This window comes from Ruegeria sp. YKSE079 (assembly GCF_059612845.1).
The window spans coordinates 54,201-67,710 of record NZ_JBXWRJ010000019.1 but is presented as its reverse complement, the minus strand read 5'-3'; the positions used below and the strand labels follow the sequence as shown (position 1 = coordinate 67,710).

Below are 13,510 nucleotides of genomic sequence, written 5' to 3'. Positions count from 1 at the left end.
TTTGTTAACCAGAATTACCGAGACTTTTTTATCGCTAGACGGAAACAGAGGAAAGGCCATGTCTGTACAGAGAACAATTCTGGTACTGGACGGCGTATCGACCAACCGGATCATGTTGAACGTTCAACTTTCGTCAGCCTGTTATCAAGTGATCCAGCGAGCCCGAGTGGAAGGCCTGGAGACTATTCTTCAGCACAATCACCCGGACATCATCCTCATGGCCGAGACTCTGCCCGACGGAAACGTGTCTTCCGTCAGGAGATTGTTAAATGGACGCGCAAGACATTCCGATACGCCGATCGTCGCAATCACTCCGCAAAACGATACAGACGCCAGAAAACGTGCCCTCAGATCCGGCGCTGATGACGTTTTGGAACAACCTTATAGTGACAGCCTTCTGCTTGCTCGGGTCCGTAGCTTCATGCGGGTGCGATCAGAAATCGACGACCTCAACTGGAACAAGGAAGCCAGTGAACTTGGCTTTGGGGATGAGGGGCAGCCGTTTCAGCCCAAAGCACCGCTCGCTTCCGTTGCCATCGTCACAAAAAACAAGGAGTGTCGCCGCAACTGGCTTCGCCGTTTGCAGCCGCTGACATCCCATTCGTTGGGAAGCTTCACACTCTGTCAGGCATTCACGCTTTTCAGAAATCCTGCGCCTGACATCTTTATTGTTGAGATACAGGAGGATGGCGAGGGCTTGAGCTTGCTTACAGACCTGCGTGCCCGGCTCGCAACACGCCGATCGGCTTTGATCGCGGTGATACAGGGTGACAACACCAATCGCACGGTGGAAGCTTTGGATCGGGGCGCGGACGTTGCAATGATCGGCCCATTTTGCGCTGAGGAACTTGCCCTTCACTTGGAAATACAAGCCAAGCGCAAAGCCCGGCACGATAGGCGCCACACGTCCGTTCAGGAAGGATTGAAAGCCGCTTACTTTGACCACTTGACCGGATTGCGTAATTCTCGGTACGCACATTCCGCACTAAAAAACATGGTCCGCAATGCGTGCAGGTCACAAAAAGATTTGTCGGTCATCATAGTCGATCTGGATCACTTCAAGGCCGTCAATGATCGATTTGGACATTTGGCTGGAGATTGCGTTCTTACCGAAACGGCGCGTCGCATCCGGCGAGAGTTGAGCGCCAGGGATTTGGTGGCCCGCTTGGGTGGCGAAGAATTCCTTGTTGCGCTGCCCGATGCCGGACCAGACAAGGCCATGCAGGTCGCAAAACGATTGCGACGAGGCATCAGTGATGCACCCTATGATCTGCCCATGTGCGGCGAAAGGGTGACCGTTACCGCCAGCTTTGGATTGCACACATCCATTCCTTTGGCCGGCAACACAGACGATGAATTCGAAGGTATGTCCGCATTTATCGACACGGCGGATCGCGCGCTTTATGCGGCCAAAAACTCGGGACGAAACCAAGTGATCATGCTGTGAACATCTTTGCGATCGGATCTCAGTCGTGCCTTCGTTTCTTCCACTTACCGCGTTTGACATAGGTATCCAGACGATCAGCATAGCTTGAGCGCTGTGCGTCCGTCATTTTTTCGACCACGACCAACCAAGCCTCGCCAAGGGATTGTTGAGTATGCACGCGTAAAGCTGTCTGCTGCTCTACTATGCCGGCCAAGGCATCGGGGTCAAAGGGAACTGCCCGCAATGCCAAAGTCAGATCCTTGAAACCTTCTTGGCGTGTTTGACGGTCGCCTCGGTCTGCCTGATGCATCCGTTCCCGCAATGCTTTGCGGTCCGCGTCGGGCAAAGCCCGGTACAAGGCCGGTCCGAAACTCGGCGGCGACCGATCGCTCTTACCGTGAAATCGCAAGGCCATTCCGGCAATCAGACCGACAACCAAAAGATTGAGGGTCAGGGATGCCCCTAGAAGAATCGCTAGCCATCTGCGCTTGGTTTTTTGATGTTCTTCTTGCATCTATTCCTCCTCGATAGGCAGGTCCAAAAGGCCCAACTCGGCCATCAGATCGCCCTCAGAATTTTGCACAAACAAATCCACCGGGTCCGGCAAGAATGCCGGCGGTGCCAGACCAATCCAGACACCTGCCGCACAGGCGGTCGCCAGGCCTCCGACACCGCGCCAACCACCCAGTATGCCCACGATCACAGATAGAATCGGTCGCTTTGGATAGAATTCGGACGCGAACCGATTACCCTGAACCTTCGAAGCATCCGAAATCATCCGCGCCATCAGGTCTTTGGGCACTACGCCTCGTCTTTGTCGAGCAGCCTGAAACAGATTTTCGAGCCTTTTTTCGTTCTCATCCATCCAGATACCCCAATTCTTCTCGTCTCCCGGACAACGCCTTGACCAAAGCCCGCTTTCCCCTTGCGGTCAGGCTCTCCACTGCCTCGACAGAGATTTCCATGACTTGCGCGATTTCGGGATTGGTCAGTTCCTCTATATGGCGCAGTATGACGGCTTCTCTTTGGCGATCCGGCAGTATCATCAAAGCCGCCTGCAAAGCATCGGCCCGGGCCGTGTCCTGCAATTGGTCAGGCGCAGTAGGCCGACCATCTTCGGGTTCGGGTACTGCACTTAGCGGTTCGGCCGATTTCTTCCGTCTCAAGTCGAAACACAGGTTTAGAGTAACGCGATAGAGCCAGGTTGACACTTTTGCCTGCCCTCGCTTCCAGTCCGGTGCCATCTGCCACAGCCGGAGCATTGCCTCTTGCGCGACATCTTCGGCTTCCGCCCTGTCCCCCAGAACCCGCAATGCCAAAGAAAAAGTACGCGGACCTAGCCGTGCCGTCAGTTCCCGGGCAGCTTGCCTATCGCCATTAGCGAACAACATCAACAACGCGTCATCGCTGATATCGCCCGCGGCCGTGTTTTCGCCGCGGGACGACTTGGACATGGGTCTCATGTCCTCAATCCTGGCTCAGTCTTGAATTTTGCAACCTTGGCGGTGTTTCTTTCCATGACTACCCATGCGGCTTCCCATGTCGGCAAACTCCTGCTCTGAAATCGAGCCGCTGTCATCCGAGTCAACCCGGTCAAAAAACCTGCTTTCTTTGCGCGGCTTCGGCATTTCGTCGCTTGTCAGGAAACCATCTTTATTAGTGTCCTGACGTTCGAACATCAACTTAGACCGTTCCTTTGCCCGCTCTACCGCAACGACCTGCATTTCTTCCAAACTCAGCTTTTCGTCACCGTCGGAATCGGCTTTATTAAACCGCGTGGTTCGATAAGCCCCCATTTCGGTTTTGCTTAATTCTCCGTTGCCGTCTGCATCCAGCTCTTGAAATGTCACCGGCGATACGCCCTGAGGCCCCATTGCCAGACCAGCGGACCCCACCACGGCAAATGTAGCAAGTACGATCCCCGAGAGAATGCCTGTGTGTTTCATATCGGTTTTCCTTGTTTTGCAGCAACCCCATGTTGCTGCCCATACTTCTGAAACGTGATGCAAAGCGTTTTCCGTCGCAGCGTAGAAAAGAAACTTACTGCGGGTGCACTTTTAATCTGACTCCCAAAGCCCTATTTTCGCGGCATCCCGACGCAATGAAGTTATCCGCAATTCCAATTTGGACATAACTGGTCCAAAAACTGCGAACCATAGTATGAGCGACCAGATGACAGACCAGACCATTGAGACCACCGTTCAGCAGGAACGTCCAACATGGCCCGCTGTGCGAAAAGGGTTTCTTGGAAAATGCCCAAATTGCGGCAAGGGGAAACTTCTGCATAGTTACCTTAAGGTCAACGATACATGCTCACATTGCAGTCAGGAGCTGTTTCACCATCGTGCTGATGACGGACCAGCTTATCTGACCATTCTCATCGTCGGGCACCTGATGGCTCCTGCTTTGCATGTTTCCTATGTGCAATGGCGTCCAGAACCATTGACCTTGTTTCTGATCTTTGCGCTTGGTTGTCTGGCTTTGTCACTCTACCTTCTGCCCAGATTAAAGGGATTAGTCATCGCCTATCAGTGGGCGCGCCGGATGCATGGTTTTGACAAGGCCGACTGACGCCTTCGAAACGAGTCGGAGAGGCAATGAGCAACGATAAGACTGCGATCAGAAACGCTGCGACTGTGATCGTCCTGCGCGATCGGGTGGAATCCCCATCCATCCTGATGGGTCAACGCGGCGCCAAAGCGGCGTTCATGCCCAACAAGTTCGTTTTTCCAGGCGGCGCTGTTGATCCTGCAGATTCTGATGTTGCACTGGCCTCACCCCTGCCAGCGGTTTGCGCAGAGCGGTTGACAGAAAAGGCCCCCGCAGACCTGCAGCACGCGCTTGCCGTCGCGGCGATCCGTGAGCTTTGGGAAGAAACCGGCCTGATCCTGGGCAAACCCGGAAACTGGGCCGGATCAATTCCTGATGACTGGCAGAGTTTCGCGGCCACCGGTTACATCCCCGCTGCCGAGGCACTGCAGTTCGTGTTCCGCGCCTTGACTCCTCCAGGACGCCCTCGTCGGTTCGATGCACGGTTCTTTCTTGTCGATGCCTGCGAAATTCAGGGAAACCTGGACGACTTCACCCATGCATCGGATGAACTGTCTCATTTGCAATGGATTCCGCTGAGCGAAGTCCGCAAGTTCGACCTGCCATTCATTACCGAAGTCGTTCTGGCCGAGGTTGCGGCCCGCGCCGCCGACCCCACCCCGCCAGTTTCAGTGCCCTATTTCCACAACAATGACGAAGCGAGCCTTTTCCTGCGCCTGCGCGGCTATCCGATGCCCGATACGCATTGAAGCACCAAACTAGCGCATGCGGCTCACGACCACGGTAACTTCCGGCTTTTTGCCGATCTCACTCTGCGCGGTCTGACGAACGATACGTCGGAGCGCTTCTTCGAGCTTGTCATCGTCTCCCAGTGTCTTGGCTTCGGCTCGCATCAGGAATTGGTTGAGGTCTTCCTCAAGAATCTCGATCAGCCCTGCTTTTGAGCTTCCTATCTCAGGCAGACCGATCACGTCACACCACGGCTCCCCTAAAGGCTCGTCCTCTTCATCCAGAATTGTTGTCACCGTGACATGGCCATTCAGCGCCATGCGGATACGGTCGCGTACTACACCATCAAGCGCGCCGATCTTAACCGTGCCGTCAAGATAAGTACGACCGGTCTCGATATATTCGGCAACCACTGGGGTATCACCGGTCAAGTCAATCTTCATCCCGTTGACCGCAACAATGCTGGTTCGCCCGCCTTCCTCTGCCAGTTTGGCGTGCTCGCGCAAGTGCCGGTGTTCGCCATGCATCGGGATAACCATCTGCGGATCAATCAGGGCGTGAATCCGCTCCAGATCTGGTCGGTTCGCATGACCCGAAACGTGATACAAACCCGTGCTGTCATCAACAACATCCACGCCTTTTTCACTGAATTGGTTGATGACACGGATTACTCCGCGCTCATTCCCCGGAATGGTTTTGGAAGAAAACAGAAACAGGTCACCTTCGGCCATCTCCAGACCACGGTACTTGCCACGCGCCAGTTGCGCACTGGCGGCGCGGCGCTCACCCTGGCTGCCGGTGACGATCAGCATCAGGTTCTGGCGCGGCATGTCCGCTGCTTCCTCTGGGCTGACCACACGCGGGAAATCTCCAAGAATACCAGTTTCCGTCGCCGCCTCAATCATGCGGCGCATCGCGCGCCCCAACAGAACCACCGAGCGTCCTGCGCGCTCACCGGCTTCGGCAAGAGTTTTGACCCGAGCTACGTTCGAGGCAAAAGTCGTCGCGACCACCATACCAGTTGCGTTCGCCACAAGCTTTGTGATTTCGGGTCCCAATTCGGATTCTGATCGCCCCGGATGCGTAGAAAACACGTTGGTACTGTCGCAGATCAGCGCCTTGACGCCGCCGCCGGCCACGCTGGCCCAGAGATCTGGATCAAATGGCTCTCCGACAACCGGTTCTGGGTCGAGTTTGAAATCTCCCGAATGCACGACGCGCCCTGCGGGTGTATCGATTACCAATCCGGCGCTTTCCGGAATCGAATGAGATACCGGCAGAAACCCGACTGAAAACGGCCCGGCGTTAACCTGCTCTGGCCAGGCGGACACCGTTTGAACGACGTCCGGAGAATGCCCCAGATCCTCCATCTTGTGGCGGGCGATATTGGCCGTAAATGCCCGCGCATAAATCGGCGCGCCCAACGTCTCATAGCAATGCGCGACAGCGCCAACGTGATCTTCGTGCGCGTGGGTGACAAATATTGCCTCAAGCCGATCCGCCCGCTCTTTCAACCACGAGATATCCGCAAAGATCAGATCGACACCGGGCGAGCTGTCCATGTCAGGGAAAGCCACCCCCAGATCGACCAGGATCAAACGCTCCTGCCCCGGTTTGCCATACCCGTAGACATAGGCATTCATTCCAATCTCACCCGCCCCACCGAGAGGCAGGTAAATCAATCTGTCACTGCTCATGCCGAAATATTTTCCTTGTTGTATTGATGGATGACCGTCAAGCCGTGCATCGTCAGGTCGTCTTCGATCACGTCAAACCCCACATCCGCCTGATCGAACAATGGTGCCAGCCCACCAGTGGCGACAACTTGCATCGGCATTCCGTATTCCGCCTTGATCCGGCTTATAAGACCTTCGATCAGACCCGAATACCCCCAATACACCCCCGACTGAATGCAACCAACGGTATTAGTTCCGATCACTTTCTCGGGGCGGCTGATATCGATATGAGGCAGCGCCGCGGCCCCCATGTGCAAGGCTTCAAGGCTCAGGTTAACGCCCGGCGCGATAATCCCGCCGACATAGGCCCCGTCAGCCGCCACCACATCGAAATTCGTGGCCGTTCCGAAATCTACAACAACGACATTGCCGCCATGCCGGTCAAACGCGCCTGCAGCATTGGCAAGCCTGTCAGGGCCCGGGTAAGTCCCTTCATCGACACGCGGGTTCACCGGCAAAAGGCAGTCAGGCTTCCCGACGACAAGCGGTCGGCAACCAAAAAACCGGTCGGCAAAAACCCTTAGATTGAACACAACACGCGGGACCGTGGACGCAATGATGACGTCCGAGATTTCCGCTTCGATCCCGTAGTGCTTCACCAGCGTCGAGTACCAGGTGAAATATGCATCCGCCGTGCGTGCGTGGTGCGTCGAGGTCCGAAGGGTGCACAGGAACTTCTCACCGTCCCAGATCGAAAAGACGGTATTGGTATTGCCGCAGTCAATCGCCAAAAGCATTGGAAAACCCTTCAGAAATACACGTCCGCCGCCGCGATCCTTGCGCGGCCCTTGGCCGTGTTTAGGACAAGGTTACCTTCGCCGTCCACCGTTTCGAACGTTCCTACGGTCTCGGACGTCGCGGTGCGGGCGGTGATAGCCTCTCCCAGCCGAGCGGCCCGAGCAAGCCACGCCGTTCGGATCGGCTCAAAGCCGTAGGTCAGGAATTGAGTCTCGTAGTGCGCAAAGGCAGCCGCCAACTCGGTCAGAAAATCCTCTGCCCCCACTTGCGAGCCGGTTTCTGACAAAAGCGAAACCGGGCGCACCGCGCCGGGTTCGATCAGGTTGCGCGGAGGCGCTTCGACGAGGTTGACACCAATGCCGATCGCCAGATGCGAAACCCCGCGGCCTTGTCCGGTACTCTCTAGCAATATACCCGCAAGCTTGCCGCCATTCAGCAGCACGTCATTTGGCCACTTCAAAGCCAGACCATCCGTTCGACCGGTGACGGCATGACAGGCATCGAAAAGCGCCAATGCCGCAACAAAACTGCGCAGCGCAACCTGTTCTGGTGGTCCTTCGGGGCGCATGACCAAAGTTGCTGCGAGATTGCCGCGTGGGTGAGTCCAGACACGGCCCCGACGCCCGCGCGCCGCGGTCTGGCGGTGCGCCATGATCCAGACCGGCCCACGTAGAGATGACGCAATTCTGGCGGCTTCGTTCAGCGTGCTATCCACTTCGTCCAGAATGTGGAGCCCGTAACCGTGTGGCCAGTCACTCACGACAAAAAGGCCCGGTCCAAAAACCGAGCCTCCTTTTTCGGATTTGCCACCCTATCAGTTGACAAGTGTTGCTGCCGCTGCCGCAGCGGCTCCTTCGACACCGAATTGATAGAACACACCAACCAGCATCAGCGCGGCCGATCCCATCAGGGCAACCCAAAGAACCGGCGACGAATGTGTATCGATCGGATCTTCGTTTTCTGCACCGAAGTACATGTAGAAAACGATCCGCAGATAGTAGAACGCTCCGATCACTGATGCTATGGCCGAAGCGATGACCAAGCCGGTCAGACTTGCATCGATACCCGCCTGCCAAACGCCAAATTTTGCAAAGAATCCAAGCATTGGCGGCACGCCGGCCAAGCTGAACATCAGGATCAGGACTGCCAACGCCTTACCCGGATCGCGGCGCGCAAACTGGCGCAACGCGTCGATATCGGTCACGGGTTTGCCGTCCCGCTCCATCATCAGGATAAAGGCGAAAGTGCCAACGTTCATGGTGACATAAATCGCCAAGTACATCAGCATCGCCTTGATGCCCAACTGAGTGCCCGCAGCCAGACCGATCAGGGCATAGCCCATATGGGCAATCGACGAATAAGCCATCAGCCGCTTGATGTCGCGCTGCCCAATGGCAGCAAAGGCACCTAGGAACATCGAAAGGACGGAAAGCAGAACAATCACTTGCTGCCAGTCTGCCACAGCGCCGCCAAACGCGTCATGCATGACACGGGCGAACAGTGCCATCGCCGCAACTTTCGGAGCTGTCGCAAAAAAAGCGGTGATCGGGGTCGGAGAACCTTCGTAGACATCCGGTGTCCACATGTGAAACGGAACCGCTGACACCTTGAAGGCCAGACCCGAGATCAGCAGGATCAGACCTATCAGCAATCCAATCGACACATCGCCGTGTTGCGCCGTCTTGATGATACCGGAAAACAGCGTCGTTCCAGAATAGCCATAGACCAATGATGCGCCATAGAGCAGAAGACCCGAGCTCAGCGCGCCAAGCACGAAATATTTCAATCCTGCTTCGGTCGATTTGGCGCTGTCCCGGCGCAGGGCCGCGACTACGTAGAGCGACAGGGACTGCAATTCGAGCCCCATATAGAGAGACATCAAATCGCCCGCGCTGACCATCATCATCATGCCGACAGCCGAAAGCGCCACCAAAAGCGGGTATTCAAAGCGCAGCAGACCACGGCGCGACATGTACTCCTGGCTCATCACCAGAACTGAGGCTGCAGCCAATAGGATCGCAACCTTGGCAAACCGGGCGAAACTGTCATCCACGAACATGCCATTGAACGCAACACGCGTCGTGCCGCCATTGGTGGCAATCCAGAACGAAAGCGCTGCCATCAGGCCCGCGGTCACCCAGACCAAAATTGGAGCCAGAGCGTCTTTGCTGGTATAGACAGCCCCGATGAGAGCCGCCATCGCGTAGACAGCCAGAACGATTTCCGGCAAAATTACAGTCAGATCAGCCTGGATCATGTCTCCACAGCTCCCTTAATGCGATGCAGCGACCTGGGTCGCGGCCTCAGCCGCGGCCAGAGCCGTGTCATAGTTCGAAATCAGTGAAGCCGTCGAGTTGCCGATCACGTCTGTGACCAGCGACGGGTAGACGCCCAGCAGAATGGTCATGACGATCAGCGGCGCAAAGACCAGTCGCTCGCGGGCACTCATGTCGGTGATCGATTTCAGGCTTTCCTTGATCAAATCACCAAAGACCACACGGCGATAAAGCCACAGTGCGTAGCCAGCCGAGAATATCACACCCGATGCCGCAACGGCTGTTACCCAAGTGTTGACGGGGAATGTTCCCATCAGGGTCAGGAACTCTCCGATGAAGCCTGAGGTACCCGGCAATCCGACATTGGCCATGGTGAACAGCATGAATACCAGCGCATAAGCCGGCATGCGGATAACCAGACCGCCATAGGCCTCGATATCGCGTGTGTGCATCCGGTCATAGATCACACCAACGCAAAGAAAGAGTGCGGCAGAGATGAAACCGTGGCTGAGCATCTGAAAAATCGCCCCATCAATCCCTTGTTGGGTGGCAGCAAAGATGCCCATGGTGACAAAACCCATGTGCGCAACCGACGAATAGGCGATCAGCTTCTTCATGTCCTCCTGCACCAGCGCGACCAGCGACGTGTAAACAACCGCAATTGCAGACATCCACAGCACGACGTCGGTCATGACCGCCGCTCCCACCGGGAACATCGGCAGGCTGAAGCGCAGGAAACCGTAGCCGCCCATTTTCAAGAGGATCGCCGCAAGAACGACCGAACCTGCAGTGGGCGCCTGAACATGTGCGTCAGGAAGCCAGGTATGAACCGGCCACATGGGCATCTTCACTGCAAATGAGGCAAAGAAAGCCAGGAACATCAGCGTCTGCACGCCGCCCACGACATAAATCCCCATCACGTTGAAGCCTTCGGACGAGAACTGATGGCTCATCAACGCTTCGATGTCGGTGGTACCGGCATCTGCATACATATAAACCATCGCAACCAGCATCAGAACCGAGCCGAGGAAGGTGTAAAGGAAGAACTTGAAGCTGGCATAGATGCGGTCCTTGCCGCCCCAAATGCCGATGATCAGGAACATCGGGATCAGACCTGCCTCGAAGAACAGGTAGAACAGCACAAGATCCAGCGCCATGAACACGCCCAGCATCAGCGTTTCCAGCAGCAGGAAAGCAATCATGTATTCCTTGACGCGGTCTGTCACATTCCAGCTGGCCAGAATGGTCAGCGGCATGATGAAAGTGGTCAGCAGCACGAACAGAACGCTGATGCCATCCACGCCCATCTTGTATTTCAGGCCCATCAGCCATTCACCCTCTTCCACCATCTGGAAGCCGGTGTTCGAAGGATCAAAGCCTGTGTAGATGCCGATTGAGACCAGAAAGGTTACCGTGGTTGCAAACAATGCCGTCATCTTGGCATTGCGCTGCGCCGCCGCGTCATCGCCCCGTAGGAACAGGCCAAGAATCAGTGCAGCAACGGCCGGAATAAAGGTTACAATGGAGAGGATATTGTCCATCAGTGCGCCCCTCCGCCGATCGACATCCAGGTGACCAGGGCAGCAAGCCCCAGAACCATCCAGAAGGCATAAGTGAAAATGTACCCCGACTGCGCCTTGCCTGCGAGGCGGGTGAAATAGGGAACAATGCCCATTGCTACTCCGTTCAGGAAGCCGTCGATTGTGTTTCCATCACCGCGTTTCCACAGGAACCGCCCAAGAGCCATTGCAGGTTTGACAAAAATCGCGTCATAAATTTCGTCAAAGTACCACTTGTTCTTCAGAAACAGGTACAGTGGACGTTGGTTCTGAGCCAGTCGCACCGGCAGTGTCGGATTCACGATATAGAAGAGATAGGCCAAGCCAAAGCCAAGCACCATTGCGACAAAGGGGGAAACCTTTACCCATTTCGGTGCGGCATGAGCGTCATCAAGAACATGGTTGTTCTCACCGATATAGATACCGCCTTCGCCCGGTTTGCCGGCAAACACATAGTGATGTTCACCCGAGATCGCTGCTTCGTCATGACCGGTATCCGTCTCGCCATGCCCCTCGTCGGTGGTTGCCGCATGAACTGCTTCTTGGCCGTGGCTGTCGCTGGCCGCGTCAGCAGTTTCCTCCCCATGATCCGTGGTGGCGGCTTGGCTGTCGGCTTCGACATGAGCTGAAGCTTCGACAACGGAAATGCCATAGAACTTGCCAACTTTATCGGCATGACCGAAGAAGTTTCCGTACCAGATCATGCCCGCAAAGATTGCTCCCAGCGATAGAATACCCAACGGAACCAGCATGACCATCGGGCTTTCATGCGCATGTTCATGCGTGTGCTTGTCGCCGCGCGGCTCGCCATAGAAGGTCAGGAAGATCAGACGCCAGCTGTAGAACGAGGTGAACGCGGCAGCAACTACCAACAACCAGAAGCCATAGCTTGACCCGCCCGCGTAGGCGCTTTCGATAATCGCGTCTTTTGACAGGAAACCGGCAAAACCAAAGGTGGTCAGCGGGATACCGACACCGGTAATCGCCAGGGTACCGATCATCATCGCCCAGAAGGTATAGGGGATCTTTTTGCGCAGACCGCCATATTCGGTCATCTCTTGTTCGTGATGCATGGCGTGGATCACGGAACCGGCCCCAAGGAACAACAGCGCCTTGAAGAAGGCATGTGTGAACAGGTGGAACATCGCAGCCGAATACATGCCCACGCCCGCCGCCACAAACATGTAGCCCAGCTGAGAACAGGTCGAATAGGCAATGACACGTTTGATGTCGGTTTGCACCAAACCCACGGTCGCGGCAAAGAATGCAGTTGAGGCGCCCAGCACGGTCACGAAACCGGCAGCCCCCGGGGCGAATTCAAATAGCGGAGACATGCGGCAGACCAGAAACACGCCTGCGGTCACCATGGTCGCGGCGTGGATCAGCGCCGACACAGGCGTCGGGCCTTCCATCGCGTCCGGCAGCCAGGTGTGCAGGATCAGTTGCGCCGACTTGCCCATCGCTCCGATGAACAGCAGTACGCAGATGACCTCGATCGAGGTCCACTCACCCCATAGGAAGGTTAGCTTGCTTTCCGCCAGCGACGGCGCCGATGCAAACACGTCGGAAAAGTTGATGCTGTCGGTCAGGAAGAACAGTCCGAATATCCCCAGCGCAAACCCAAAGTCGCCCACACGGTTGACCACGAAAGCCTTGATGGCGGCCGCGTTGGCTGTGGGCTTGCGATAGTAGAACCCGATCAGGAGGTAAGATGCGACGCCCACGCCTTCCCAGCCAAAGAACATCTGTACCAGATTGTCCGAGGTCACCAGAGCCAGCATCGCAAAGGTAAAGAAGCTGAGATAGGCAAAGAAACGCGGCTTGTAGCTTTCGCCTTCGCGCCATTGCGGGTCGTGATCCATATAGCCAAAGCTATAGAGATGCACCAGCGCCGAAACGGTCGTCACCACGATCAGCATGATCGCGGTCAGCCGGTCCAGACGGATCGCCCATTCGGTAGACAACGTTCCGCTTTCAATGAATCGAAGAACAGGTACCGAATAGGACCCGCCTGAATGGGCGGACGGGTCGAAAGTAAAGAAAACGATCCAGCTGAGAATACAGGCAAGAAACAGCAGGCCCGTAGCGGTCCAGAGCGCCGCTTTTTCACCAATGAATTTCCAGCCGAACCCGCAAAGGATGGCGCCCACCAGCGGGGCAAAGAGGATGGTTGTTTCCATGATCTCTTACCCCTTCATCATGTTGACGTCTTCGACTGCAATCGTGCCGCGGTTGCGGAAGAAGCAGACCAGAATTGCAAGACCAATCGCGGCCTCGGCGGCGGCGACGGTCAGCACGAACAGCGTGAATACCTGCCCCACCAGATCGCCAAGAAAGGACGAGAAAGCCACAAGGTTGATATTCACCGCCAGCAGCATCAGCTCGATACTCATCAGCAGGATGATGACGTTCTTGCGGTTCAGAAAGAGACCAAAGATGCCGATGACGAACAGCGTCGCCGCGACCGTAAGATAGTGTTCAAGTCCGATCATCGTC

The 13,510-nt window shown here is 55.9% G+C and carries 14 protein-coding genes; 3 read left to right on the top strand and 11 right to left on the bottom strand.

What is annotated here, in order from left to right:
- Nucleotides 1–58: 58 nt before the first annotated feature.
- Entirely contained in the window at nucleotides 59–1,447 is a 1,389-nt protein-coding gene (locus tag AC2FMY_RS16870; RefSeq protein WP_496807755.1) for a diguanylate cyclase, read from the top strand.
- A gap of 19 nt (nucleotides 1,448–1,466) precedes the next feature.
- Here the strand turns inward: AC2FMY_RS16870 and AC2FMY_RS16865 are convergent, their stop codons facing one another.
- Genes AC2FMY_RS16865 through AC2FMY_RS16850 form a run of 4 tightly spaced genes read right to left on the bottom strand, consistent with a single transcriptional unit; the run spans nucleotide 1,467 to nucleotide 3,372 of the window.
- Nucleotides 1,467–1,940: a periplasmic heavy metal sensor gene (locus tag AC2FMY_RS16865; protein ID WP_480749310.1), complete on the bottom strand. Its 474-nt coding sequence runs from the start codon at nucleotides 1,938–1,940 to the stop codon at nucleotides 1,467–1,469.
- Nucleotides 1,941–2,291, bottom strand: coding sequence for a hypothetical protein (locus tag AC2FMY_RS16860; protein ID WP_496747857.1), 351 nt, complete (start codon nucleotides 2,289–2,291; stop codon nucleotides 1,941–1,943).
- The gene (locus tag AC2FMY_RS16855; protein ID WP_496747860.1) at nucleotides 2,284–2,880 is read right to left on the bottom strand and encodes an RNA polymerase sigma factor; all 597 of its coding nucleotides are present in this window, start codon (nucleotides 2,878–2,880) and stop codon (nucleotides 2,284–2,286) included. The genes AC2FMY_RS16860 and AC2FMY_RS16855 overlap by 8 nt, the downstream gene beginning before the upstream one ends.
- A gap of 24 nt (nucleotides 2,881–2,904) precedes the next feature.
- Nucleotides 2,905–3,372 (bottom strand): EF-hand domain-containing protein, encoded by a 468-nt coding sequence (locus tag AC2FMY_RS16850; RefSeq protein WP_480749307.1) that lies wholly within the window; start codon nucleotides 3,370–3,372, stop codon nucleotides 2,905–2,907.
- Nucleotides 3,373–3,598: 226 nt separating this feature from the next.
- Here AC2FMY_RS16850 and AC2FMY_RS16845 point away from each other — a divergent pair, with 226 nt between their 5' ends.
- Together AC2FMY_RS16845 and AC2FMY_RS16840 are read left to right on the top strand one after the other, a co-directional pair.
- A complete protein-coding gene (locus tag AC2FMY_RS16845) occupies nucleotides 3,599–3,997 on the top strand; it encodes a DUF983 domain-containing protein (protein ID WP_480749306.1) in 399 nt (132 codons plus the stop codon).
- A 26-nt stretch (nucleotides 3,998–4,023) separates the two neighbouring features.
- The gene (locus AC2FMY_RS16840; RefSeq protein WP_480749305.1) at nucleotides 4,024–4,725 is read left to right on the top strand and encodes an NUDIX hydrolase; all 702 of its coding nucleotides are present in this window, start codon (nucleotides 4,024–4,026) and stop codon (nucleotides 4,723–4,725) included.
- Nucleotides 4,726–4,734: 9 nt separating this feature from the next.
- Here the strand turns inward: AC2FMY_RS16840 and AC2FMY_RS16835 are convergent, their stop codons facing one another.
- The 7 genes from AC2FMY_RS16835 to nuoK are packed head-to-tail and all read right to left on the bottom strand — an operon-like array spanning nucleotide 4,735 to nucleotide 13,506.
- Nucleotides 4,735–6,402: a ribonuclease J gene (locus AC2FMY_RS16835; protein WP_496747862.1), complete on the bottom strand. Its 1,668-nt coding sequence runs from the start codon at nucleotides 6,400–6,402 to the stop codon at nucleotides 4,735–4,737.
- A complete protein-coding gene (locus AC2FMY_RS16830) occupies nucleotides 6,399–7,178 on the bottom strand; it encodes a type III pantothenate kinase (protein ID WP_480749303.1) in 780 nt (259 codons plus the stop codon). The genes AC2FMY_RS16835 and AC2FMY_RS16830 overlap by 4 nt, the downstream gene beginning before the upstream one ends.
- Nucleotides 7,179–7,189: 11 nt before the next feature.
- Nucleotides 7,190–7,939: a biotin--[acetyl-CoA-carboxylase] ligase gene (locus tag AC2FMY_RS16825; protein ID WP_496747865.1), complete on the bottom strand. Its 750-nt coding sequence runs from the start codon at nucleotides 7,937–7,939 to the stop codon at nucleotides 7,190–7,192.
- Nucleotides 7,940–7,993: 54 nt separating this feature from the next.
- Nucleotides 7,994–9,436, bottom strand: coding sequence for an NADH-quinone oxidoreductase subunit NuoN (gene nuoN, locus AC2FMY_RS16820; protein ID WP_480749301.1), 1,443 nt, complete (start codon nucleotides 9,434–9,436; stop codon nucleotides 7,994–7,996).
- A gap of 15 nt (nucleotides 9,437–9,451) precedes the next feature.
- The gene (locus tag AC2FMY_RS16815; RefSeq protein WP_480749300.1) at nucleotides 9,452–10,996 is read right to left on the bottom strand and encodes an NADH-quinone oxidoreductase subunit M; all 1,545 of its coding nucleotides are present in this window, start codon (nucleotides 10,994–10,996) and stop codon (nucleotides 9,452–9,454) included.
- A complete protein-coding gene (nuoL, locus tag AC2FMY_RS16810) occupies nucleotides 10,996–13,194 on the bottom strand; it encodes an NADH-quinone oxidoreductase subunit L (protein WP_480749299.1) in 2,199 nt (732 codons plus the stop codon). The genes AC2FMY_RS16815 and nuoL overlap by 1 nt, the downstream gene beginning before the upstream one ends.
- Before the next feature lie 6 nt (nucleotides 13,195–13,200).
- Nucleotides 13,201–13,506 carry an NADH-quinone oxidoreductase subunit NuoK gene (nuoK, locus tag AC2FMY_RS16805; RefSeq protein WP_005984024.1) on the bottom strand — a complete coding sequence of 102 codons (306 nt, stop codon included), beginning with the start codon at nucleotides 13,504–13,506 and terminating at the stop codon, nucleotides 13,201–13,203.
- Between the last annotated feature and the right edge of the window lie 4 nt (nucleotides 13,507–13,510).